The 21,042-nt window shown below is 70.1% G+C and carries 28 protein-coding genes and 1 riboswitch; of the genes, 11 read left to right on the top strand and 17 right to left on the bottom strand.

Annotated features, from left to right (window positions below):
* From GXP76_RS10900 to metE, 3 genes are all read left to right on the top strand, one after another.
* Complete coding sequence (locus GXP76_RS10900; RefSeq protein ID WP_242571265.1) at positions 1-774, top strand: hypothetical protein; 774 nt, start codon at positions 1-3, stop codon at positions 772-774.
* 42 nt (positions 775-816) lie between these two features.
* Entirely contained in the window at positions 817-1,383 is a 567-nt protein-coding gene (locus GXP76_RS10905) for a 3'-5' exonuclease (protein ID WP_242571266.1), read from the top strand.
* Positions 1,384-1,543: 160 nt separating this feature from the next.
* A riboswitch (cobalamin riboswitch) is annotated at positions 1,544-1,747 on the top strand.
* Between the two features lie 158 nt (positions 1,748-1,905).
* Positions 1,906-4,230, top strand: a complete 2,325-nt coding sequence (gene metE / locus GXP76_RS10910; protein ID WP_242571267.1) for a 5-methyltetrahydropteroyltriglutamate--homocysteine S-methyltransferase — start codon at positions 1,906-1,908, stop codon at positions 4,228-4,230.
* A gap of 69 nt (positions 4,231-4,299) precedes the next feature.
* On the opposite strand, the gene GXP76_RS10915 is transcribed toward metE, so the two are convergent.
* Both GXP76_RS10915 and GXP76_RS10920 read right to left on the bottom strand, forming a co-directional pair.
* Positions 4,300-5,313, bottom strand: coding sequence for an iron-containing redox enzyme family protein (locus GXP76_RS10915; RefSeq protein WP_374360564.1), 1,014 nt, complete (start codon positions 5,311-5,313; stop codon positions 4,300-4,302).
* Positions 5,310-5,513 (bottom strand): CDGSH iron-sulfur domain-containing protein, encoded by a 204-nt coding sequence (locus GXP76_RS10920; protein WP_242571269.1) that lies wholly within the window; start codon positions 5,511-5,513, stop codon positions 5,310-5,312. The genes GXP76_RS10915 and GXP76_RS10920 overlap by 4 nt, the downstream gene beginning before the upstream one ends.
* A 156-nt stretch (positions 5,514-5,669) precedes the next feature.
* Here GXP76_RS10920 and GXP76_RS10925 point away from each other — a divergent pair, with 156 nt between their 5' ends.
* Both GXP76_RS10925 and GXP76_RS10930 read left to right on the top strand, forming a co-directional pair.
* Positions 5,670-6,599 (top strand): hypothetical protein, encoded by a 930-nt coding sequence (locus GXP76_RS10925; protein WP_242571270.1) that lies wholly within the window; start codon positions 5,670-5,672, stop codon positions 6,597-6,599.
* Between the two features lie 136 nt (positions 6,600-6,735).
* Complete coding sequence (locus GXP76_RS10930; protein ID WP_374360567.1) at positions 6,736-7,176, top strand: Asp23/Gls24 family envelope stress response protein; 441 nt, start codon at positions 6,736-6,738, stop codon at positions 7,174-7,176.
* 24 nt (positions 7,177-7,200) lie between these two features.
* On the opposite strand, the gene GXP76_RS10935 is transcribed toward GXP76_RS10930, so the two are convergent.
* The 11 genes from GXP76_RS10935 to GXP76_RS10985 all read right to left on the bottom strand — a co-directional run bounded on the left by GXP76_RS10935 (position 7,201) and on the right by GXP76_RS10985 (position 13,429).
* Complete coding sequence (locus GXP76_RS10935) at positions 7,201-7,710, bottom strand: hypothetical protein (protein ID WP_242571271.1); 510 nt, start codon at positions 7,708-7,710, stop codon at positions 7,201-7,203.
* Positions 7,711-7,757: 47 nt separating this feature from the next.
* Positions 7,758-8,147, bottom strand: a complete 390-nt coding sequence (locus GXP76_RS10940) for a gas vesicle protein K (RefSeq protein ID WP_242571272.1) — start codon at positions 8,145-8,147, stop codon at positions 7,758-7,760.
* A 42-nt stretch (positions 8,148-8,189) separates the two neighbouring features.
* Positions 8,190-8,333: a gas vesicle protein gene (locus tag GXP76_RS10945; protein WP_242571303.1), complete on the bottom strand. Its 144-nt coding sequence runs from the start codon at positions 8,331-8,333 to the stop codon at positions 8,190-8,192.
* A gap of 125 nt (positions 8,334-8,458) precedes the next feature.
* Complete coding sequence (locus GXP76_RS10950; RefSeq protein WP_242571273.1) at positions 8,459-9,325, bottom strand: GvpL/GvpF family gas vesicle protein; 867 nt, start codon at positions 9,323-9,325, stop codon at positions 8,459-8,461.
* Positions 9,322-9,753, bottom strand: coding sequence for a gas vesicle protein (locus tag GXP76_RS10955; RefSeq protein ID WP_374360545.1), 432 nt, complete (start codon positions 9,751-9,753; stop codon positions 9,322-9,324). Before GXP76_RS10955 ends, GXP76_RS10950 begins: the two co-directional genes overlap by 4 nt.
* Positions 9,754-9,789: 36 nt before the next feature.
* Positions 9,790-10,959, bottom strand: a complete 1,170-nt coding sequence (locus tag GXP76_RS10960) for an SRPBCC family protein (RefSeq protein ID WP_242571274.1) — start codon at positions 10,957-10,959, stop codon at positions 9,790-9,792.
* Positions 10,952-11,548: a hypothetical protein gene (locus GXP76_RS10965; protein ID WP_242571275.1), complete on the bottom strand. Its 597-nt coding sequence runs from the start codon at positions 11,546-11,548 to the stop codon at positions 10,952-10,954. The genes GXP76_RS10960 and GXP76_RS10965 overlap by 8 nt, the downstream gene beginning before the upstream one ends.
* A gap of 26 nt (positions 11,549-11,574) precedes the next feature.
* Entirely contained in the window at positions 11,575-11,832 is a 258-nt protein-coding gene (locus tag GXP76_RS10970) for a gas vesicle protein GvpG (protein ID WP_078073807.1), read from the bottom strand.
* 43 nt (positions 11,833-11,875) lie between these two features.
* The gene (locus GXP76_RS10975; protein ID WP_242571276.1) at positions 11,876-12,589 is read right to left on the bottom strand and encodes a GvpL/GvpF family gas vesicle protein; all 714 of its coding nucleotides are present in this window, start codon (positions 12,587-12,589) and stop codon (positions 11,876-11,878) included.
* A gap of 3 nt (positions 12,590-12,592) precedes the next feature.
* A complete protein-coding gene (locus tag GXP76_RS10980) occupies positions 12,593-13,069 on the bottom strand; it encodes a gas vesicle structural protein GvpA (RefSeq protein WP_242571277.1) in 477 nt (158 codons plus the stop codon).
* 63 nt (positions 13,070-13,132) lie between these two features.
* Positions 13,133-13,429 (bottom strand): gas vesicle protein, encoded by a 297-nt coding sequence (locus GXP76_RS10985; protein ID WP_242571278.1) that lies wholly within the window; start codon positions 13,427-13,429, stop codon positions 13,133-13,135.
* Between the two features lie 184 nt (positions 13,430-13,613).
* Here GXP76_RS10985 and GXP76_RS10990 point away from each other — a divergent pair, with 184 nt between their 5' ends.
* Both GXP76_RS10990 and GXP76_RS10995 read left to right on the top strand, forming a co-directional pair.
* Positions 13,614-13,982, top strand: a complete 369-nt coding sequence (locus tag GXP76_RS10990; protein ID WP_242571279.1) for a low affinity iron permease family protein — start codon at positions 13,614-13,616, stop codon at positions 13,980-13,982.
* 140 nt (positions 13,983-14,122) lie between these two features.
* Complete coding sequence (locus GXP76_RS10995; RefSeq protein ID WP_242571280.1) at positions 14,123-14,449, top strand: plasmid stabilization protein; 327 nt, start codon at positions 14,123-14,125, stop codon at positions 14,447-14,449.
* A 145-nt stretch (positions 14,450-14,594) separates the two neighbouring features.
* Here the strand turns inward: GXP76_RS10995 and GXP76_RS11000 are convergent, their stop codons facing one another.
* Positions 14,595-15,335 carry an SDR family oxidoreductase gene (locus GXP76_RS11000; protein WP_242571281.1) on the bottom strand — a complete coding sequence of 247 codons (741 nt, stop codon included), beginning with the start codon at positions 15,333-15,335 and terminating at the stop codon, positions 14,595-14,597.
* Positions 15,336-15,485: 150 nt separating this feature from the next.
* On the opposite strand from GXP76_RS11000, the gene GXP76_RS11005 reads away from it, so the two are divergent.
* Complete coding sequence (locus GXP76_RS11005; protein ID WP_242571282.1) at positions 15,486-15,962, top strand: Rrf2 family transcriptional regulator; 477 nt, start codon at positions 15,486-15,488, stop codon at positions 15,960-15,962.
* A 188-nt stretch (positions 15,963-16,150) separates the two neighbouring features.
* On the top strand, positions 16,151-16,693 hold the full coding sequence (locus GXP76_RS11010) for an EF-hand domain-containing protein (protein ID WP_242571283.1): 543 nt from the start codon (positions 16,151-16,153) through the stop codon (positions 16,691-16,693).
* Positions 16,694-16,701: 8 nt separating this feature from the next.
* Here the strand turns inward: GXP76_RS11010 and GXP76_RS11015 are convergent, their stop codons facing one another.
* Complete coding sequence (locus GXP76_RS11015) at positions 16,702-17,001, bottom strand: hypothetical protein (RefSeq protein ID WP_242571284.1); 300 nt, start codon at positions 16,999-17,001, stop codon at positions 16,702-16,704.
* A 173-nt stretch (positions 17,002-17,174) separates the two neighbouring features.
* Here GXP76_RS11015 and GXP76_RS11020 point away from each other — a divergent pair, with 173 nt between their 5' ends.
* Positions 17,175-18,083: an aminoglycoside phosphotransferase family protein gene (locus GXP76_RS11020; RefSeq protein ID WP_242571285.1), complete on the top strand. Its 909-nt coding sequence runs from the start codon at positions 17,175-17,177 to the stop codon at positions 18,081-18,083.
* Between the two features lie 129 nt (positions 18,084-18,212).
* A complete protein-coding gene (locus GXP76_RS11025; RefSeq protein WP_242571286.1) occupies positions 18,213-18,719 on the top strand; it encodes a potassium channel family protein in 507 nt (168 codons plus the stop codon).
* Between the two features lie 55 nt (positions 18,720-18,774).
* Here GXP76_RS11025 and GXP76_RS11030 read toward each other — a convergent pair whose 3' ends face one another.
* Together GXP76_RS11030 and kdgD are read right to left on the bottom strand one after the other, a co-directional pair.
* Positions 18,775-19,752 (bottom strand): 2-hydroxyacid dehydrogenase, encoded by a 978-nt coding sequence (locus GXP76_RS11030; RefSeq protein ID WP_242571287.1) that lies wholly within the window; start codon positions 19,750-19,752, stop codon positions 18,775-18,777.
* Positions 19,749-20,669 carry a 5-dehydro-4-deoxyglucarate dehydratase gene (kdgD, locus tag GXP76_RS11035; protein WP_242571288.1) on the bottom strand — a complete coding sequence of 307 codons (921 nt, stop codon included), beginning with the start codon at positions 20,667-20,669 and terminating at the stop codon, positions 19,749-19,751. The genes GXP76_RS11030 and kdgD overlap by 4 nt, the downstream gene beginning before the upstream one ends.
* Positions 20,670-21,042: the final 373 nt, after the last annotated feature.

Below are 21,042 nucleotides of genomic sequence, written 5' to 3' on the forward strand. Positions count from 1 at the left end.
GTGCGCACCAACGACCACGCCTCCATCAGCGACCTGCTGGACCAGGCAGAGGTCCTCGTCGACACCTACACCGACTACGACACCGAAGCCGCCCGGCAGCGCGTCGACGCCGAGGCCGCCCGCGTACAGACGGACTCCGCCACCGGCGCGCCGCGCACTCCCGCCGCGCACGAGCAGGCGGCTCGCGATCTCGACCTGGCGGTCGCCCTCATCGTCGACACCCCACAGGCGGCAACGGCCCTGGCACGGCTGGCCGATGACGACCGGCCGGACCCCGAGGGGGCGGTCGTCTTCGGCGCGCTGCTCCACCTGGCGCGTGATCACGACGCGGCCCAGTTCTGGTGGCAGTTCGCCGCGGGCGGCGGCAACCGCACGGCCGCCTTCTGTCTCTACCTCGCCCACGGGCGGCGTGCCGAGTTCAGCGACGCCCGGCACTGGCGTGCGGAGGCCCGCAGGCTGACCGCCCCGGAGAGCGCGCCACCGGCCCCGGCCGCCCGTCCGCTGCTGCCGGAGAGCATCCGCCACCAACTGCTGACCCAGTGCCGCTCCGGCAGCCGCCCCACGCTTCCGGCCCGACTGGAAGCGGTCATCAACCGCCTCCCCGTCGACCCGGACCACGACTTCGGCACGATCCCGCGCCCCGTTCCCACCCTCACGCGCGACCTGCCCCACAGCCACCAAGCCGCCCCGTGCGCGGGGTCGTCCGGGGGAGACGACGTGTGCCCGGCCGCCGACGGGAGCGCGCACGGCGACCGAGAGTGCCCGGCCCGATAACCGGATGACTCGGAACGGGGGTCGTTCCTACCCTGACTTCCCATGGACGCCGAGGGGAACCTGCTGAACGTGGTCGACGTCGAGGCGACCTGCTGGGAGGGACAGCCACCAGCGGGGCAGGTGAGCGAGATCATCGAGATCGGGCTGACCGTCGTCGACCTGCGCGCCGGCGAACGCCTCGCCAAGCACCGGCTGCTGGTACGCCCGGCCCGGTCGGAGGTGAGCCCGTTCTGCACGGAGCTGACGGGGCTGACGCCGGCCGAGGTGGCCGGGGGCCTGTCCTTCGCCGAGGCATGCGGGGTACTCGCCGACCGCCACCGGACGGGCCGGCTGCCCTGGGCCAGCTGGGGCGACTACGACCGCAACCAGTTCACCCGCCAGTGCCGGCGGACGGGGACCGAGTACCCCTTCGGCCACCGCCACACCAACGCGAAGGCCGTCTTCACCGCCTCCTACGGTCTGCGCCGCCGCCCGGGAATGGCCCAGGCGCTGAAGGTGGCCGGCCTCCCGCTGGAGGGCCGCCACCACCGGGGCGACGACGACGCGTGGAACATAGCCGCCCTGGTCGTACGACTGGCGGGCCGCGGGGACTGGCCCGCCGCGTCCTGAGTGGCCCGCCGGGGGTCGGCGAGCGGCCCGGCCCCCGTGAGCGGCGCGGGAACGGCGCCCATGGCGCGCCACCACGCGCCCGTGCTCCCTCTCACCGTCCGCGATGTGGTCAACACGTGTGCGCCCGCCGCGCGGCCCTCTAGGCTGGTCGGTGCAGCTGGTTCGTTCCTGCCCGCCAGGCAGGTGCGTCGTAAGAGGGAACCCGGTGGGAATCCGGGACTGCCCCGCAGCGGTGAGTGGGAACGACCGCCGTCATACGCACTGGGCCCGGACGGGTCTGGGAAGCGACGGCCAGTAGGTGTCTCGTGACCGATACGAGACGGGCCCACGAGTCCGAAGACCTGCCCGTTGCCCGTGCGTGAACGATCACGCGCGGTCGTTCCGGTGACCTCGTGGGCGGGTCGGCGTACACATCGAGCGGCACTCGCGCGACGACGCGACGTGGCCCGCACGATCGGTCGTCCCTTCGCGCCCGCGTCCCGTCCCCGGGACTCAAGGACACATCTCGCGAAGGAGAGTTCCGTGACAGCGAAGTCCGCAGCCGCGGCAGCACGGGCCACCGTGTACGGCTACCCCCGCCAGGGCCGGAACCGGGAACTGAAGAAGGCCGTCGAGGGCTACTGGAAGGGCCACGTCGGCGCCGACGCCCTCCACAGGACGGCCGGGGAACTCCGCCGTTCCAACTGGCGGCGCCTCATCGACGCCGGCATCCACGAAGTGCCCTCCGGTGACTTCTCCTACTACGACCACGTCCTGGACACCAGCGTCATGGTCGGCGCCGTCCCCGAGCGGCACCGCGCGGCGGTCGCCGCCGACCCGCTGGACGGCTACTTCGCCATGGCGCGGGGCACCCAGGAGGTCGCGCCGCTGGAGATGACGAAGTGGTTCGACACCAACTACCACTACCTGGTGCCCGAGCTGGGTCCGGACACCGTCTTCTCCGCCGACCCCGCCAAGCAGCTCGCCGAGTTCAGGGAAGCCCTCGCGCTCGGCCTCACCGCCCGCCCGGTCCTCGTCGGGCCTCTCACCTACCTCCTGCTCGCCAAGCCCGCCCCCGGCGTGGCCGCCGACTTCGAGCCGCTGACGCTGCTCGACCGGCTCCTGCCCGTGTACGCCGAGATCCTGGCCGACCTGCGCGCGGCCGGCGCCGACTGGGTGCAGCTGGACGAGCCCTCTCTGGTGCAGGACCGCACCCCGGCCGAGCTGAACGCCGCCGCCCGCGCCTACCGCGAGCTGGGCGGTGCGACCGACCGGCCCAAGCTGCTCGTCGCCTCCTACTTCGGGCGGCTCGGGGACGCGCTGCCCGTACTCGCCAAGGCCCCGGTCGACGGGCTCGCGCTCGACCTCACCGGATCGGCCGCCGCCAACCTCGACGCACTCGCGGCCGTGGGCGGACTGCCCGGCAAGCGCCTGGTCGCGGGCGTCGTCGACGGACGCAACATCTGGATCAACGACTACGAGAAGTCCCTCGCCACCCTCGGTACCCTTCTCGGCCTCGCCGACCGCGTCGACGTCTCCGCCTCCTGCTCACTCCTGCACGTCCCGCTCGACGCCACCGCCGAACGCGACATCGACCCGGAGATCACCCGCTGGCTCGCCTTCGCCCGGCAGAAGACGGAGGAGATCGCGGTACTGGCGCGCGGACTCGGGCAGGGCACCGACTCCATCACGGCCGAACTCATCACCAACCGCGCGGCTCTCGCTTCCCGCGCCGGTTCCTCGCTCACCCGTGACCCTGCCGTGCGGGCCCGCACCGCAGCCGTCACCGACGCGGACGGACGGCGCTCGCAGCCGTACACCGAACGCACCACCGCGCAGCGGGCGCGCCTCGGCCTTCCGCCGCTGCCGACGACCACCATCGGCTCCTTCCCGCAGACCGCCGAACTGCGCACCGCACGGGCCGACCTGCGCGGCGGGCGGATCGACACCGCCGGATACGAGGAGCGGATCAAGGAGGAGATCCGGGAGGTCCTGTCCTTCCAGGAGAAGGCCGGGCTGGACGTCCTGGTGCACGGTGAGCCCGAACGCAACGACATGGTGCAGTACTTCGCCGAGCGGCTGACCGGTTATGTCGCGACGAGTCACGGCTGGGTGCAGTCGTACGGCACCCGTTACGTACGCCCGCCGGTCCTCGCCGGGGACATCTCCCGGCCCGAACCCATGACCGTGCGATGGACGTCGTACGCGCAGTCGCTCACCGGCCGTCCGGTGAAGGGCATGCTCACCGGCCCCGTCACCATGCTCGCCTGGTCCTTCGTCCGCGACGACCAGCCGCTCGCGGACACCGCCCGCCAGGTCGCACTCGCCCTGCGCGACGAGGTCGGCGACCTGGAGGCGGCGGGCACTTCGGTCATCCAGGTCGACGAACCCGCGCTGCGCGAGACGCTGCCCCCACGCTCCGCCGATCACGCCGGCTATCTGGCGTGGGCGACCGAGTCCTTCCGCCTCACCACCGGCGGGGTACGCCCGGACACCCAGATCCACACGCATATGTGCTACGCCGAGTTCGGCGACATCGTCCAGGCCATCGACGACCTCGACGCCGACGTCATCAGCCTGGAGGCCGCCCGCTCCCACATGCAGGTCGCCCGCGAACTCGCCGCACACGGCTACCCGCGTGAGGCCGGACCCGGTGTCTACGACATCCACTCCCCGCGCGTGCCGAGTACCGAAGAAGCGACAGCCCTGCTGCGCAAGGGACTTGAGGCCATTCCGGCCGAACGCCTCTGGGTGAACCCGGACTGCGGCCTGAAGACGCGCGGCTGGCCCGAGACCCGGGCCTCGCTGGAGAACATGGTCGCCGCCGCCCGTGAGATCCGGGCGTCACTGGCCACCGACGGCTCCTGAGCCGGGAGGGCCGGGGCGGACACCGAAGCGTCCGCCCCGGCCCGCCGGCGCCCGCCATCTGACGACCGGTCAGAGCGGTGTACGGAGACTGGAGACGCCCTCGCGCCAGGCGGCGAGGGTCCTGGCGGCGAGGCGGGTGTCCAGCAGATCGGTGGCGTCGACGCCGAAGGCCACGTCCGCCTCCAGCCACGGCTCGTCCTCCAGCAGACCACCCACCACGTCCCGGCGCACCACCTGTTCATGGACGGCGTCGGCCTCGACGTGCTCGGCGTAGAAGTGCACCGCCGCCTCGCCGGCGCCCGCCCGCCGCATGGCCTCGGCCAGTCGGCGGGAGGCGGGGGAGGAGGTCACCTCGACGGCGGCGAAGTGTCCCACCAGGGCGCCGCGCAGCGATCGGCGCAGACCGAACATCGACATGAGGTTGACGCTCGCCAGCATCTCGGCCGTGGCCACGCCGACGTACCGGCCGTACGCCGTGTCCAGACCGAGGTCCGTCATGAGATCCGCGAAGAGCCGCGAGTGCATCCGCTCGGCCCGCCCGCCGCCGAACTCGTCGAACTCGACCGCGACCATCGCCGCCTTGGCCCTGCCGCGCAGGCGCGGGATCACCCAGGCGTGCGGATCGGCCTCTTTGAGGTGGTAGAGCGAACGCTGGGCCGCGTACTCACGCAGCTGCCACAACTCGCCCTCGTCCCTGAGGAAATGACTCAGCCCGTCGGTGTCCAGGCGCTCGACCAGAATCCCGGCGAACGCCTCGTCGGAGTCCGTCCGGCGTCCGGTGTCCCTGCGCAGCGCTTGAAGGAAGGGCCGCTCCAGTGCGGCCCGCAGCCGGAGCAGCTCCGGATCCCACTCCCGGTCGGCGTCGACGCCGCGGAACCCCCGGTAGTGGAGCTCGTAGCAGAGGTAGAGCGCGAGGTGCAGATCCTCCCCGTACGGATCCGCCTCATCGGCCGCCGAGCCCGGCGGCAGGGGAGCGCCGGGGCGGCCGAGCAGGGCCCGTACGACGCCGTCACTCAGCTCGCCGCGGCCGGTCGGCAGGGCGGGCCCCGCCCGCCGGGCCTCCGCGCTCTCCACCGGCCTCACTCCCTGGCCCTGCGGCGGTGGCTGGTGTCGCACCAGGGGTACGTCCGGCTGCGCCGGCAAGCGCACAGGGCGACCATGAACCGGTCCGACGTCACCGTGGTCCCGTCGTTGAGTACGACCTCGACGGGCCCCTCGACGAGTATCGGTCCGTCCCGGGTCGGGACGGTAAGGCGCGGCCTCTCACCGGGCGGGACGGGCACGGACGATCACCAGCACTTCCCTTTTCGGTCCTGCGTCCTGCTGAGAATGCTTCTCCCACGATGGACCAGTGCCCTCGAAGACGCACCTCATTGCGGCGACGGATTCCGCGCATGACACTTGAGGGGCGGGGGCCGTGCTCGGTGAGGGAGTTTCGTATGCCCCGGAGCGACAAAGGTCGGGACGATGACGACCAGGAAGAAATGGACGCGCAGGACGGCGAAGACGTCGACGACGCGGAATTCGCCGAGGATACCGAGGACGCGGAAGTCGTCGCCGCGGAACAGGAACCGGACGAGTACGCCGAGGGCGAGGTGGTCGACCAAGGGGAACCGGATGTGTATCTCGACGTTCCGGTGCTCAATATCGAAGAGATTCAACTGGATGTGCAGGATCTACGGGCCCATGTGTCCCTGCAGGCCGAAGTCCTCGATCTGCTCAAGCTGAATGTCGGCGCGGACGTCACGCTGGGTTCGGTGGACCTCGACATCAAGGGAGTCGAGGCGCAGGCACAACTGAAGGTCCGCCTTCACAATGTCGCGACCATCGTCAACCGCGTATTGACGACCATCGACCGGAACCCCGAGATCCTGGAGCACCTGAGCAGAGGCCTGGGGGAGGCGGCCGAGGAAATCGGTACGGGCGCGGGGGGAGCCGCCAAGGAGATCGGCAAGGGCACCGGAGACGCCGCGCAGAGCGTGGGCCGGGGCGCCGGAGCCGCTGTCGAGGACGTCGGGCACGGGGCCGGCGAGGCGGTGGAGGACGTGGGTGAGGGCGCCGACGAGGCCGTTAAGGACGTCGGCGAAACCGTGAACGATATCGGCGGGAGCGCCGAGGGCACCATCGAGGGCGTGGCGAAGAGCACCGGCGAAACCACGGCGTCGGACCCGGCCGAAAAGGCCCACACGGCACACAAACGCACGCGGAGACATGTGAAGGACAGCGGTCCGCGCCGACGCGGCACCACGGCGGCGAAGAACGGGCGGAAGTCGGTCGGACCCCGCGACGAACGCGGCGACGGCTCCGGCGACGAGCGCGATGCGCGAAGCGCCAGAACCGCCCGCCGCCGCGACGCGTACAAACGCTGATTTCCCGCGGTTGTCCGCCGGCGGACGCATCTCACCCGAATGGCGTTGTCCGGTTGCGCGGAGCAGAGTGGGATGAGGGGGAACCGTACGAGAGGAATCCCTCCCGACCGTGACAACCGAGGAAGACGGGTCGGTCATGACAGTGAACGAAGCCACCTCAAAAGCAATGTCGAACGGCCACCACCACCGACACGAAGTCAGAGGGAAGACGACGATCGCGGACTCGGTAGTGGCCTCCGTAGCCGGAATCGCGAGCCGTGAAGCGTCGGGGGTCTACGCGATGGGCGGCGGTATGTCCCGGACCCTGGGAGCCGCGAGGGGGAAGATGTCCCTTTCCGACGACGCCACACGCGGTGTGCGGGTGGAAGTCGGCGAGGAACAGGCCGCCGTCGACCTCGATGTCGTCATGGAGTACGGCTATCCGATTCCGCGGACCACCGACGACCTCCGGTCGGACGTCTCCGACGCCGTCGAGAGTATGACCGGACTCGACGTCGTCGAGGTCAACATCGACGTCCTCGACGTGCACGTACCGGGGTCGGACGACGACAACGCCGAAACGTCCCGCACGCGCTGACCGCCGATTCCGGGGGGCAGTCCCTCAGAACCGGCCGCCCGTCATACGGGTCAGAGGTCCTCCGTGCGGCTTGGCCGTCTGGCGGCCCAGGGCGAAAGCGCCGCCCGCCAGGCCGACGACTCCCGCCGCCGCGCCGACCGCTATGGCCTTGCGGTGCTTGACGACGGTCCATGCGGTGGAGGCCGTGGCAGCCGCCTTGCCCGCCGTCGCGAGGAGAGCCTGCTGTCCGCTCTCCAGACCGCTGACGGCCGCCTGACCGGCACTCTTCGTGGCAGCGCCTGCCGAACGCGCACCGCTCTCCACGGTCTTCTCGGCCGCCCGTCCCGACTCCTTGGCCTTCGAAGCCGCGACGGCCGATTCGGTCTTAGCGCGGCTGCCGGCGGCCTTGGCGGTCTTCCGGGCGGGGGCGCTGGTGCGCTTCGCCGTCTGCCGCGCCTTGCCGGCGGGGGACTTGGCGGCGGCCGACTTGGCGGTCGCGTTCGCCTTTCCCGCCGTGCCGTTCGCGTTCTTGTTCGCTTCGCTCTCTGCAGTCATGACGTTCGTGTTGCCGCTCGCCGCGCCCTAAAACGCCGACGTTCGGCTCAGCCGGAATCGCGCGGGAGCAGCGAACCGAGCGGTCCGAGGTCCAGGTTGAGGTCTTCCATGGTCAGGTCGTAGCGCTCACAGAGTTCGCTCATCCGGTCCTGGAGGATCATCAGCGTCATACCGATGCGCTCCTCCTGGTCCTCCCGGAGATCGCCCTGGTCGACCCGGTGCAGCGCGGTGCGCTCCATGAGCTGACGCAGCAGTTCGACGATGGTGAGAACCAGTTTGATCAGGTCCCGCTCCACGGTGTCCGGGTCGGTTTCGAGGCGCTGGGCGATGCCGTCGCGCGGCGTGGGCTCGTCCGGCCCCGTCGGTACGAGATCGAACGCGCGTGCCGCCGCCCGTGCGACCTCCTGAAGGTCCTCGCCACGGGGTGTGTCAGCCATCGTCAGTCTCCTTGTACGCCCGCGGCGACGGGCCCGCGCGTCTCACCACGGGGCCGGTCCGTCGGGTGTGATCGAGCGGATGACCGCCCGCAGGTTGATGTGCACGAGGTCCACGTCGGCGACGGAGAGCACGAGATCTCCGGTCAGGACCGCCCCGCCGGTCAGCAGCCGGTCGAGCAGGTCGATGAGCGCGACCTGCCGTCCGGCGAGGGACTCGACGGTGTCGTCGGAACCGTCCGTCCCCTCCGCCGGCCTCCGGCCCCGTGTCCCGGCGAATCCGACCGTCGGCAGCGCCTCGTTCAGTTCGCCGTTCACCGTCGCCCTCCGTCCCCGGCGCTGCCGTCGCCGCCTCCCGCGGCCTCGGCGGGCGGTGTGGCGAAGGAGTACGGCGCCCACGGACCGGTGATCTCGACGCGTACGCCGGGAACGTCGTCGGCGAGCCCCGCGAGCGCCGCGTGGAACTCGGCCACGCGGGTCGCCTCCACCAGATAGGCGTCGTTGGCGATGTTCTCGCCCGCTCCCGGAGCGAGGTCTCCCTGCTGGGGCCGGTGTGCCAGCCGGGCACGGACCATCGCACCCACCCGGGCAGGCACCTCGGCGGCGACCGCCCCGGCCGCCTGGTAGGCGTCGCGGTGGTTACGGCGCTGCTCGCGGCGCTGCCGCAGATACGCCCGCCCGGGGGTGGTCACCGCGGATTCGCCCGGCGCCGTGGCAGCCGTGGCCGCCTTGACTGCCGAGGCGGCCTCTCGCGGGTCGGCGTAGACCTTGACGCCCAGTTCGACACGGCCTTCGAGCCGGGAGAGCAAGTCACCGAATTCCACGGCCCGTTCGACCAGCATCTCGCTCACGCGGGCATCGTCCAGATACACCGTTGCCAGTCTCATGGGCAGCACGGTCGCGCTCTCGTAGGCGGCCTCCACCACCGAGTGGTGCGTACGGGCCAGCACTTCGAGCTGCTTGATGTCCTCCATCTGTGCCCGGAGACCCTCCGTACCGAAGGCGTCATGAGGCACCGACGACACCAGGGCCACGAGCTCTCCGGCGCGCACGGTCCGCAACGAGCCGCCGTGCGCCCCGGTGCGGCCGGACAGAGCGGAGTCCAGCGCGTTCCCGGCGCCGCCGACCGCGTAGACGTAGCTCATCGGCGGGGCCGCGGGGCGCGTGTCGGTGCTGTTCACCGCTCCCTCCTGTCTTCCACCGCGGCACGCAACTCGGCCAGCTCGGCACGTAGTCGCGCGTTCTCCAGCGCCAGCGGACCGGCGTCGCCGTCATCGGACGACGAGCCGTGAACGCCGTGGACGTCCTGGGACCCGTGGGATCCGTTCACGGCCCCCGCCGCCGGCCGGGCGCGGGAGGAGAGCGAGGGATCGTGCTCCCACCAGTCGATGCCCATCTCCTTTGCCTTGTCCACGGACGCGACCAGCAGCCTCAGCTTGATGGTGAGCAGTTCGATGTCGAGCAGGTTGATCTGGATGTCGCCGGCGATGACGATGCCCTTGTCCAGGACGCGCTCAAGGATGTCGGCGAGATTGGCGGATGACCCTTGCTGGCCGTATGGGGACATCCCGGAGGAGGTCCCCATACGGCCGGCCAGTGAATCGGACACTGGTATCAGCCCTGTCTGTGCTGTCGGCGGAGTGTGTCAGCGGCCCGCCGAGGCGGTACGGCGCCGGGAACGCGGGGCCGGCTCTTCCTCTTCCTCTTCGGCGCGAGCCTCCTCGACGGGGGCGTCCTCGTCCACGGCCGCGTCTTCGTCCTCGTACTCGTCTTCGTACTCGTACTCGTCCTCGGCGGGAGCGTCCTCTTCGGCGCGAGCCTCCTCGGCGGGGGCGTCCTCGTCCTCGACGTCCTCGTCGTCGTCGTACTCGGCACGCTCCTCCTGGTCCTCCTCGGGAGGCTGTTCCTCGTCCGTGTACTCCTCGTCGGCCTCGGCCTCCGGGGCGTCCTCGCCCTCCTCCCGCTCGCGGGCCTCTTCCTCCTCGACGGCGTCGTCGTGCTCCAGCACGACCTCCCCGTCGCGGATCTCACCCCGCCAGCCGTCGGTGGCCTCGCCGCGCATCATGATGAACTTGCGGTAGAGCTTGAGGTCGAGACGGGCCCTGCGGCCCTGGGCGCGCCAGATGTTGCCGGTCTTCTCGAACAGCCCCTTGGGGAAGTACTCGAGAACCAGCAGCACCCGCGTCAGGTTGTCGGTGATGGCGTGGAAGGTCACCACGCCCTTGACCGTGCCCTTGGCCCCCTCGGTGGTCCAGGTGATGCGCTCGTCCGGCACCTGCTCGGTGACGTTCGCCTTCCAGCTGCGGGTGGACTTGGCGACCTTCACCTTCCAGTTGCTGCTCGTGTCGTCGGCCTTCTCGACACTCACGACGCCCTTGGCGAAGGTGCTGAACTCCTGGAACTGCGTCCACTGGTCGTACGCCTCACGCACCGGCACACCGACGTCGATGTCCTCGGTGATGGTGACGCTCTTCGACTTGCCGCCGCCGCCCTTGCGTCCCTTGCCGAACAAACCCTTGACCTTGTCCTTGATGGTGTCCTTCAGATGGGAGGTGCCGGCCGCCATGGCCGCCTGCGCGGGTGACTTGCCCTCGCCGAGCGCCTGGCCGCCCTTGGCCAGGGACTTCACCGCCCCGCCGGGACCGTTCTTGGGGTCGGCCAGCTTCCCGACACCTTCGCCGAGCCGCTGCCCGAGGTTGGTGACGGCGTGCGTGGCGCGCGCCTTGAGGTAGTTCTGAAGCTCTTCCTTCAGACGGTCGGTGGCCGGATTCTTCGCCACGTCGTCCTTGAGCCTGGTGAGGGTCGAGTCAGCCATTGCCGCCACCCCGCTCCTTGCGGCCGGCCGACGAAGCGGTCTTGCGCGCGGTCGACGAGGTCTTCTTGCGTGCCTCTCCGGTACGGCCCGAGGCGGTCCTGCGGGGACCGGACGCGGTCTTGGACGCGGTCTTGGCGGCGGGCTTGGAGGACCGCTTGGCGGCCGGCTTACGGCGCGGCGCCGGCTTCTCGTCCGCCTCGTCCGACCCGTCTGCGTCATCGCGGACATCCCTGTCCCCGGCGTCGCTCTCCTCGTCCTCGCGATCCTCGGAACGTCCGTCCTTGCCGCCGTCCCTGCCTTCGAGGCCCAGGGTCCGCTGGTGAAGGGAGTCGGCCAGACCGGAGGCCCGCTGCGTCAGGGCGTTCGTGGCGGCGGACTTCGTCGCATCCACCAGTTCCTTGCGTACCTGGTCGTTGAGAGTGCCCAGAACGGGCGAGTTCGCCACCAGTTTGCCGAGCTGCTGCGGATCGAAGCTCAGTTTCTTTCCGGCCAGGAACATCCCGAAGCCGATGGCCATTTTCGCTTTCTTCGTGCGTCCCAGCAGGTATCCGCCCACCAGGGCAACACCTATCTTGACGTTGCCTGTCATCTCGCGTGCACCTCAATCTCCCCGTGTCAGGGATTGGCCCGCAGACGCCGCTGGTGTGCCTCGATCTCATCGAGCCTGTCCAGCAGTTCGTCCTCGCGCCGGTCGAATTCCTCTTCGCTGATACCGCCGCTCAGCAGCTCCTTCTCCAGATCGGCCAATTCCTTGCGCACGGGATCGGGGTCGTAGTACTCGCGTTCCGCCGCGAGCACCACCTGATCGAGGACCCAGACGGAACCTCGCACGGGTGCGAGCGGCAGGGTGAGAATCTGCGTGATGAGTCCCATGACGGATCCTCCGATCAGCGGGAGTCTGTCGAACGTGCGGAAGTCAGACGAAGCTGTAAGGGGGCAGCGGTCCGTTCAGGGTGAACTCGTAGTCGTCACCCCGGCGTTCCGCCTCCTCGTGGACGGCCTGCGAGAAAGCGGCCGCCTCGTCACGCTTCACCAGGAAGGACACATTCAGGAAATGCGCCTTGGTGGGGTCGCCCCGGGATTCGCGCTCCGCCGCCGGAATCAGCGCGCCGAGCAGTTCGCCCGCCACCGCGTCGTTGCGGACCTGGATCTCGCGGGACACGAGTTCGCCGAGTGCCACCTTCTCGTCGTGCGCGGCGGGATTCTGCCGCGTGTACTCACTGAGCCGGCGTACTTCATCGGATTCGGCGAGTATTTCGCGCAGCAGATTCTGTTCCACCCGCGACACCTTCAGGTTGTACTCCAGGCGTCCGTCGAGTTCGGTGAGGCGGTTGGTGTAGCTTTCCCGGTCCTCCTCCAGCGCCGTGCGTACCTGGTCGTCGTCGGGACCGACGAGGCCGAAGCGCATCGGCAGCGCGGCGCCGTCGGTCATCAGCCGTTCCAGCACGCTCTGGTGCGCGACGAGATCACGCCGCTTGGCGCGCAAGTCCGGCGGGGTGTCACTGACGACGGCGCCAAGTGCCTTGGTCTTCACGGTCCGCAGCGCGGACGGCGGGTCACCGACACCGTTGAGGCCGTCCAGCCGCAGCGGATGGTCGGCCGCGGTGATGGCGTAGACGTACGTGGGCATCGGTCACTCCTCCCGGCGCTGGGTGGTGCGGCGGCTGCTGGACGAAGCGGTCTTGCGCGCCGGCCGCTTCTCCTTCTCCTTGTCGTCGTCGGAGCTGGAGCGGGAGTCGGAGTCCGAGTCGGAACGGCCGCTCTGGAACGAGTCGGTGAAGGCTTCCACCGCGCCCGTCAGCGCTCCTTTCGACTTCCCCTTGGCTCCGCTCTCGGCCGTGTCACCGACGATGTCGGTGAGCTGTGTCGGGGCCTTGCGGCCCGATTCGAGGTCGAGTCGGTTGCACGCCTCGGCGAATCGAAGATAGGTGTCGACACTGGCGACGACGACGCGAATGTCGATCTTGAGGATTTCGATACCGACGACCGAAACTCGAACGAAGGCATCGATGACGAGCCCCCTGTCGAGAATCAGCTCAAGAACGTCGTAGAGATTTCCGGATCCGCTTCCTGCGGTGTTGGACGCGTTGCTCTGCTGCACGAGACTCATCGTCGACCTTCCTTCCAATGAGTTTTGTTGCGTGGTCCGTCCCGGTCACGGCGCGAGTACGACTCAGCGGTCGACCTGGCCCCGTGAGTACCGGCGAATACGTTCGTAGCCCACGAGTTGACCCTGACCGTCGAGGGAGACTCGGTAAGAAGCCATGACACTGGTGGTGTCGGGGATCTTCTCGATCTCGACGACTTCCACATCGGCCGTCCACCCGTCGTCCGTGGCCTTGAGAGCGGACACGGAACTGGGCTCGCAGCGCAGCAGTTCGGCGAGTTGTCCGGCGGCTTTTCGCATCGCCGTGGAGATGTCGATACGCGCCTGCTTCTCTTCGCCGTCCTTGCTGTCCGTCGTAGCCATTTCCCCGCCTGTCGTACGTCGTCCGGAGACACTTCCTGTCCGTGCTGTCCGGTTCATTTCGGTTGGGCATCGTTCGTGGTGTCAGTGCGGGTGCCCCTGGGATCCGAACGTATGCGTGAGAGGAAACACAGCGCGTTCGGCGCTGCCCTCCGAGGACGGAAAGAACGTGTGTACGGTCGGGCGCATGACGCTTCAACATCCCGCGAACCGTGGTGGCGACAGGCCCGGACGGTTCGCCCGCCTTGCCGAGTACGCCTCCAATTTCTCCAGTTCACCGGCGTTCTTCGGGGTCTGCATGGTCCTCGTCGGCATCGTCATCGGCGCGCACTTCGCCAAGCTGGAGGTGACCTGGCTGCTGCTCGCCGGCGAGTCGATGACCGCGGTGACCCTGCTGCTGCTCGCCCTGCTGAAGAACTCCGAGCGCCGGGCGGAGCACGCCATCCAGCTGAAGCTGGACGCCATCGCGGCGGCGCTTCTGGAGACGCAGGAAGGCAAGCCGGGCACAGCCGTCAAGAGCCTCAGGGAGGCCATCGGGATCGAGGACGACACCTGATCCCGGGGACGCCGGGGTTCGAACCCGCGTGCCAGTCCGTTCCGCGCGGCGTCAGTCGTGAGAGGAGAACGGGTGAGAACCGGTGGACGCGGGGGTACCCATAGCGGACCCATCGGACAGGACGACCAAGGAGGCACATCGTGCCGGCAGGATCCAGCCCCAAGCGTGAGCGGCAGTACGAGCACATCAAGGAAGGCGCCGAGAAGCGCGGCACGTCCGAAGGGCGCGCCAAGGAGATCGCCTCGCGCACGGTCAACAAGGAACGCGCCCGGTCGGGTGAGGCCAGGTCCGCGAGCAGGACATCCACGCGCGACCCCAAGTCCGCGTCCCAGCGCGGGGGCGAGCGCTCCCACCGGGGGTCCCAGGGGCCGACGAGGGACCAGCTCTACGCGGAGGCGAAGAAGAAGAACGTCGAAGGGCGCTCATCCATGAACAAGGAACAACTGCGCAAGGCCGTCGGCCGCTGAGCGGTAACGTCCTGGGCCCGCCCGCACCCCCCGCGCGCCCGCCTCGGAGATCGCGGGCGGGCGCGGCTCCGTCCCGGCGGCCGCGGGAGTCGGCCGCTGAACTCCGGCCGTGGGCGACGGGGTTGAGAAACCGGGCCGTCCGCGCCTACCGGTCCCGCCGGATCCACTCCTGGTAGCGCGTGGACGAGAGGTGGGCGTCCGGCCCCGCCGTGAGTACGTCGCCGGTGATGACCGCGAACATGCCGGCCTGGTCGTCGGTGGTCACCGTCCGGTCGTCGTCCCGCGCGGCCAGTGTGATCCGGCCGAGTTCGTCGAGGCGGAAGACCTCCGGGCCGGCGATGTCGCGGATGCCCTGGAGCGGGGCGCCGGTCGACACCTCGACCACGTTGTCGACGATGTCCGCCGCTGCCATCGGCTGGATGGGAGTGGCGGGCAGCCGCACCGTGGTGTCGTCCGAGGTCCACGACAGGACGGCGTCCATGAACTCGAAGAACTGCGTGGCGCGCACGATGGAGTACGGCGTCGGACCCTCCCGCAGCAACTCCTCCTGAAGCGCCTTGGCCCGGTAGTAGTCCAGCTGGGGCACCTGGTCCACGCCGACGATCGAGAGGATCACCTGGTGCCGTACCCCGGCCTTCTCGCCGGCGGCCAGCAGGTTGGTCATGGAGGTCCGGAAGAAGTCCAGGGACGCCTCGTCGAAGGTCGGCGAGTTCGCGAGGTTGACCACGACCTCGGCGCCGGCCAGCGCCTGGTCGATGCCCTTGCCCGTGAGCAGGTCGACTCCCGTGGACAGCGCCGCGGGGACGGCCTCGTGCCCGGCCGCGGTCAGCTTGTCCACGACCTGCGAGCCGATCAGTCCGGTACCACCGACGACTGTGATCTTCATGGCTTCACCCTTCACCGCAGGCCCGTGGGCGCGCGGGAGCTGCCGTTGAGGCGCGTCCTCAACTCGGATATTTCTTGTCCGTAATCATAGTCGGATAGTCTTTGTCCGAGTCAACGGGGGAGTGCGGAGCGAGGAGCGAGGGGTGAGGTCATGAAGCTGACGGGCGGTGTCGAGTGGGCGCTGCACTGCTGTGTCGTGCTGACCACGGCGCCCGATCCGGTGCCCGCGGCCCGGCTCGCGGAGCTGCACGACGTCTCCGCCAGTTATCTGGCCAAGCAACTGCAAGCACTCTCGCGAGCCGGTCTCGTCAGCTCCAGCCAGGGCAACGCCGGGGGATACTCCCTGACCAGGGCCCCCGAACTGATCAGCGTTCTCGATGTCGTCGAGGCCGTCGACGGCTCGAAGCCCGCGTTCGTCTGCACGGAGATCCGTCAGCGCGGGCCGCTGGCGACACCTCCGGAGGCATGCACCCGGCCCTGCGCCATCTCGCGGGCGATGGCCGGGGCGGACGCCGCCTGGCGTGCGGCACTTGAGGCGATATCCGTCGCGGACCTCGCCCGGGGTGTCGACGAGGACTACGGCCCCACCGCGCTGGCGGGCATCCGCACCTGGCTGTCCGGCCCCTGAGCGCCGACCGCCGCCGGGGCGGGGGTCCCCCGGAGGGTGAATTATCGAGCGAATGTGCCCGTGGATGCGCGGGCGCGCCTCCGCCTACAGTTGCGGACTGTCCGCCATCTCGACGTCGGTCGTGGCGGTCGTGGCGGTCGTCGCGGTTCGTGGTTCGTGGTTCGGTTCGGCGTCGAAGGAGGCCGCTCATGGCCAGCACGTTTCAGGAGCGCAAGTTCAGAGGGATGTTCGCCGCGTTCGACGCCGACGGTGACGGCTATCTGCGTCGGCAGGACTTCGTGGCGCTCGTCGCCCGCTGGAGCCGGATGCCGGGAGTGGAACCGGGGACGGAACTGCGCGCCCGGGTGGAGTCGCTGCTGATGGGCTGGTGGACAGCGCTCCTGGAGGTCGGGGACGCGAACGGCGACGGCGCGGTCGACCTGGACGAGATGCTCGCGCTCGTCGACCGCCTGCCCGCCATGGTCGCGGACGTCACGGCGACCGCCGACACCGTCTTCGACGCCACGGACACCAACGGCGACGGCCGCATATCCCCGGAGGAACACCACAGGCTCGTCGAGACGTGGAACGGGCGGCCCGTGGACATGACGGGCGTCTTCGAACTGCTCGACCTGAACGGCGACGGTCACCTCAGCCGCGAGGAATTCGCCCTCCTGTGGCGCCAGTTCTGGATCAGCGACAACCCGGCGGAGCCGGGCAACTGGCTCTGCGGCCGGTTCCCGGACGCCTAGACCGTGCCCTAGCAGCCGTGACCGCCGGGGCACTCGGCGAGGAGTACGCCGAAGACCCATATATAGAGGAGCGGTACGGCCGATATCGCTCCCATGACGGTGAAGCGGCGGCGGGCCCGTCGGCGGTGTGCGGCGAGCGCCACGACGAAGCCGGCTGCCGGCGCGATCACCGCACCGGCCAGCGCCGCCCACAAGAACTCCGCGCCGAACTCCGCGCGTACTCCCGGAAATCCCATTGCCAGGGCGGTCGCAGGAGTCAGCAGAATGAGCGGAGACGCCATCCACCACCATGACAACACCCTGATCACCCCGTCCGCTCCGGAAGGAGCCGGACCGGCGGGCGCGCCGTCACCGGGGCTTCGGGCCGAAGTGACGCCTGGGGATGACATGCCGTCATCATAGGCAGTCCCGCCGCGGCCCCCGCGGGCCGTCGCTCGATAATGCGTTGCCCGGCGTGATCGCCGGGCGCGATGATCGAGGGATGGCTTCAACTCCCCCCGACGGCCGCGCCGGTATCGACGCGGCCCTGGTGAAACGTCTGATCGCCGCGCAGTTCCCGCAGTGGAGCACGTTGCCCGTCACCCCCGTGGAGGTCGACGGGTGGGACAACCGGACGTACCGGCTCGGTGACAGCATGACCGCCCGGCTGCCCACCGCCGCCGGCTACGTCCCCGCCGTCGAGAAGGAGAACCGGTGGCTGCCCCGGCTGGCTCCCCAACTCTCCGTCCCCGTACCGCCGGTGCTCGGCCTGGGCGTACCCGGAGAGGGATATCCCTTCCCGTGGTCGGTGCGTGGCTGGCTGCCGGGCGGGACGGCGCGGCCCGAGCGGGTGGGGGACATGTCCGCCTTCGCGGTCGAGGTCGCGGAGTTCCTGCTCGCCCTCCAGCGCTGTGACGCCACCGGCGGTCCCGTCGCGGGGGAGCACAGCTTCTACCGGGGAGCGCCGCCCGCGCACTACGACGACGAGACGCGGCGCTGCCTGGCCGCGCTGAAGGGCCGCGTCGACACCGACCGGGCCGCCGCAGTGTGGGAGGCCGCGCTCGCCGCCGAGTGGCGCGGGTCGCCGGTGTGGTTCCACGGCGACATCGCCTTCGGCAACCTGCTGGTCGCGGACGGGCGGCTGACGGCCGTCATCGACTTCGGTACGTCGGGGGTCGGGGACCCCGCCTGCGACCTGGTCATCGCGTGGGGGATGTTCCACGGCGAGAGCAGGGCCGCCTTCCGGCGTACGGTCGGTCAGGACGACGGCACCTGGGCCCGCGCCCGGGGATGGGCGCTGTGGAAGGCGTTGCTTGTCCTGTCCCAGAACATCGACACGGACGAGGAAGTGGCCGCGGCCAACTGGCAGGTGATCGGTGAAGTCCTCGCGGACCACGACGACTTCGCCTGACGTCCCGGCCCCGCCTTCGGGCGGTGGTCCGGGAAGCCGGCGGCGAAACCCGGGAGCCTGATACCGGCGCTCCGGTCCGCAGGGTGTGTCCTGCTCCCCGCATGCTCCGGCCACGGCTAGTTTCGGTCCATGCCTCCGCTCTCGCCGCTCTATCTCCTGCGCAAGCTGCTGGGCAGCGAGCGGTGGCAGCGGCTGCACGTGAAGGCCTCCGTGTGGGCGGCCGTCGGTGTCGTCCTGGTGCTTCTGATCGGTTCCTGGATCATCGTCCCGTTCGAGTCGTCGGCGCCCCGGGCGACCATCACCTCGTTCCCGCTGGCGCTGTGGTGGTCCGTCGAGACCGCCACGACCGTCGGCTACGGGGACCTGTACCCGGTCACCGTGGCCGGTCGGGTCATCGCGGGCATCGTGATGCTCGTCGGGATCTCGGTCTTCAGCATCGTCACCGCCTCCCTGGCCACTTGGTTCGTGGGCAGCGCCGCGCGCAGGGCGCGCCGGGTGGCGCTCGCCCTGGAACACGCGGAGTCACAGGGCACGACGGACGCCGCCCGCGAACTGCGCGCCCTGCACGCCCGCTTCGACCGCCTCGAACACCTGCTGGCGCGGGGCTCCGGCGACAACCCCGGGCCTCCCGCCTGACCTCCGGCCCCGGCGCCCCACCCGTACCGGGGCCGGGTGCCGGGGCCGGGGACCATCACGCCGTGCGCGGCTCCGGTACGGGAGTGACCAGGGTGCCCTTGGTCATGAACTTGTGGAGGTTCCGGAAGGCGAGTTCCCCCATGGCCTCGCGGGTCTCGTGCGTGCCACTGGCGATGTGCGGCAGGAGCACCACGGTGTCGAGCTCCAGCAGGGCCGGCGGGACATGCGGTTCGTCGGCGAAGACGTCGAGCGCCGCTCCGGCGATACCGCCCTTGACGAGCGCCGCGACCAGCGCCGGTTCGTCGATCACACTGCCCCGCGCGACATTGACCAGATAACCGTGCGGTCCGAGCGCTTCGAGCACGTCCGCGGAGACCAGACCCCGGGTGCCGTCGCCCCCGGCGGCCGCGACAACGAGGACATCGGCCCCGGCGGCGAGCTCGTGCGGTGAGCCGGCGTAGCGGTACGGCACGTCGTTCGCCGCCGTGCGCGAGTGGTAGCTCAGCTCGACATCGAATCCTTCGAGCCGGCGCGCGATCGCGCGCCCGATCCGGCCGAGGCCGAGAATGCCGACCCGTTTTCCGCTCACCTTGGTGGTGAGGGGGAAGCCGCCCGGAACCCAGTCGCCCCGGCGTACGTAACGGTCGGCCGCGGAGAGCCGGCGCATCACGTCGATCAGCGCGCCCACGGCGAGGTCGGCCACGCAGTCGGTGAGCACATCGGGGGTGTTGCTCACCTGGATCCCGCGCGCGCGGGCGCGCGGGACGTCCGTCGCGTCGTAGCCGACCCCGAAGTTGACGATGGCGCCGAGCCGGGGCAGCGCGTCCATGAGGTCGTGCGAGACCCCGGTCCGCGCCCGGGTCACGGCGGCCACCACCTCGTCGCCGTGCTCCCGCAGATACGAGGCCGGATCGGACAGCTCCGTCAGCCGCACCGTGCGGTGGCGTGCCGCTGTCGCGGACTCCAGCGAGGCGGGCAGCGGGCAGACCAGGAGGACGGTTCCGTCGCGCGGTGCGGGGGAGGAGGACGTCACGCCGGAAGCACCTTCTCCACCAGCGTCCTCAGCTCGTCCAGTTCCGCTGCCGTGAGGTCGGTCAGCGGCGGGCGTACGGGGCCCGCATTCCGGCCGGTGGCCCGCAGTCCGGCCTTCACGATCGACACCGGGTAGCCGGGCTGCCGGTCGCGGATGTCGAGATAGGGGAGGACGAACTCGTCGAGCTTGCGGTAGACCGTCGCGGCGTCCCGTGCCCGCACCGCGGCGTAGAAGTCGAGTGCGAACTCCGGGATGAAGTTGAGCAGCGCGGAGGAGTAGGTCGTGACGCCCATCTCCAGGTACGGCAGGGCGTACGTCTCGGCGGTCGGCAGCCCGCCGATGGACAGCAGCCGCCCGTGCAGCCGCGCGTGGATGCGGGTCATCAGGTCTACGTCACCGATGCCGTCCTTGAACCCGATCAGGTTGGGGCAGCTGTCGGTGAGTTCCCGTACGGCGTCGTAGCCGAACGCGGCGTTGGCGCGGTGGTAGACGATCACACCGAGGCCGGTCGCCTCGCAGACCGCGCGGACATGGGCGACCAGCCCCGCCTGGGACAGCTCGGTCAGATACGGCGGCAGCAGGAAGACGCCCGACGCGCCCGCGGCCTCGGCGTCGCGTGCCATCGCGACCGCCTGCGCCGTGCCGTAGCCGGCCGGTGCCACCACGGGCTTGGCGTCGCCGGTCGCCGCGACGGCCGCCCTGACGACCCGGGCGACCTCGGTGGGCGTGAGCGCGAAGAACTCGCCGGTGCCGCCGGCGGCGAAGACACCTGACGTCGGCAACGAGGACTGCCGTGCGACGTGTTCGCGATAGGCGTCCTCGTCGAAGCTGAAATCAGGACGCGCGTGGGTGACGGGGAAGGACAGCAATCCCGTGCCGAGGACGGACCGCAGGGTCTCCGGGTCGAACAGCGTCATGGTGGTGCTCCAGGGTCGAGGGACTGCCCGGAGCGTATGGGCGCCAGCGATACCTGTCTAACACCAAAAGGGCATCAGTCGATACCCGTTGAGTATGACCAGGCAGGATCGGGCACCGGCGGCGGGTCGAGAACCGACTCGACCGGCCCCCGTGGGGCCGGGCCCCGTAGCGTCGTGAGGACCCCACGCCCGTGGTGGGCCGGGCACGCCAACCCTGTGCTCAGCGCCCTGCGGGATCTCGCCGCGACCGGCCCCGGCGCCTTCGAGGTCTCCCGTCGCACCCCCTTGACGGCCCCAGAGGGCGAGCCTACGGTTCCGTCTACAAATGCAGACTGGGTCCGCATTTATAGACAGCTTTCGCTGGCTCTGCGAC

Origin of the sequence: Streptomyces sp. NP-1717 (genome assembly GCF_022695985.1) — a bacterium.
Classification (GTDB): Bacteria; Actinomycetota; Actinomycetes; order Streptomycetales; family Streptomycetaceae; genus Streptomyces.

What these genes read in the sequence shown, in the direction of transcription:
- GXP76_RS10905 (WP_242571266.1), top strand. Translation starts at nt 817, where the DNA reads ATGGACGCCGAGGGGAACCTGCTGAACGTGGTCGACGTCGAGGCGACC.
- GXP76_RS10925 (WP_242571270.1), top strand. Translation starts at nt 5,670, where the DNA reads ATGCCCCGGAGCGACAAAGGTCGGGACGATGACGACCAGGAAGAAATG.
- GXP76_RS10930 (WP_374360567.1), top strand. Translation starts at nt 6,736, where the DNA reads ATGACAGTGAACGAAGCCACCTCAAAAGCAATGTCGAACGGCCACCAC.
- GXP76_RS10935 (WP_242571271.1), bottom strand. Translation starts at nt 7,710, where the DNA reads ATGACTGCAGAGAGCGAAGCGAACAAGAACGCGAACGGCACGGCGGGA.
- GXP76_RS10940 (WP_242571272.1), bottom strand. Translation starts at nt 8,147, where the DNA reads ATGGCTGACACACCCCGTGGCGAGGACCTTCAGGAGGTCGCACGGGCG.
- GXP76_RS10960 (WP_242571274.1), bottom strand. Translation starts at nt 10,959, where the DNA reads ATGGCTGACTCGACCCTCACCAGGCTCAAGGACGACGTGGCGAAGAAT.
- GXP76_RS10965 (WP_242571275.1), bottom strand. Translation starts at nt 11,548, where the DNA reads ATGACAGGCAACGTCAAGATAGGTGTTGCCCTGGTGGGCGGATACCTG.
- GXP76_RS10970 (WP_078073807.1), bottom strand. Translation starts at nt 11,832, where the DNA reads ATGGGACTCATCACGCAGATTCTCACCCTGCCGCTCGCACCCGTGCGA.
- GXP76_RS10975 (WP_242571276.1), bottom strand. Translation starts at nt 12,589, where the DNA reads ATGCCCACGTACGTCTACGCCATCACCGCGGCCGACCATCCGCTGCGG.
- GXP76_RS10980 (WP_242571277.1), bottom strand. Translation starts at nt 13,069, where the DNA reads ATGAGTCTCGTGCAGCAGAGCAACGCGTCCAACACCGCAGGAAGCGGA.
- GXP76_RS10985 (WP_242571278.1), bottom strand. Translation starts at nt 13,429, where the DNA reads ATGGCTACGACGGACAGCAAGGACGGCGAAGAGAAGCAGGCGCGTATC.
- GXP76_RS10990 (WP_242571279.1), top strand. Translation starts at nt 13,614, where the DNA reads ATGACGCTTCAACATCCCGCGAACCGTGGTGGCGACAGGCCCGGACGG.
- GXP76_RS11000 (WP_242571281.1), bottom strand. Translation starts at nt 15,335, where the DNA reads ATGAAGATCACAGTCGTCGGTGGTACCGGACTGATCGGCTCGCAGGTC.
- GXP76_RS11005 (WP_242571282.1), top strand. Translation starts at nt 15,486, where the DNA reads ATGAAGCTGACGGGCGGTGTCGAGTGGGCGCTGCACTGCTGTGTCGTG.
- GXP76_RS11010 (WP_242571283.1), top strand. Translation starts at nt 16,151, where the DNA reads ATGGCCAGCACGTTTCAGGAGCGCAAGTTCAGAGGGATGTTCGCCGCG.
- GXP76_RS11020 (WP_242571285.1), top strand. Translation starts at nt 17,175, where the DNA reads ATGGCTTCAACTCCCCCCGACGGCCGCGCCGGTATCGACGCGGCCCTG.
- GXP76_RS11025 (WP_242571286.1), top strand. Translation starts at nt 18,213, where the DNA reads ATGCCTCCGCTCTCGCCGCTCTATCTCCTGCGCAAGCTGCTGGGCAGC.
- kdgD (WP_242571288.1), bottom strand. Translation starts at nt 20,669, where the DNA reads ATGACGCTGTTCGACCCGGAGACCCTGCGGTCCGTCCTCGGCACGGGA.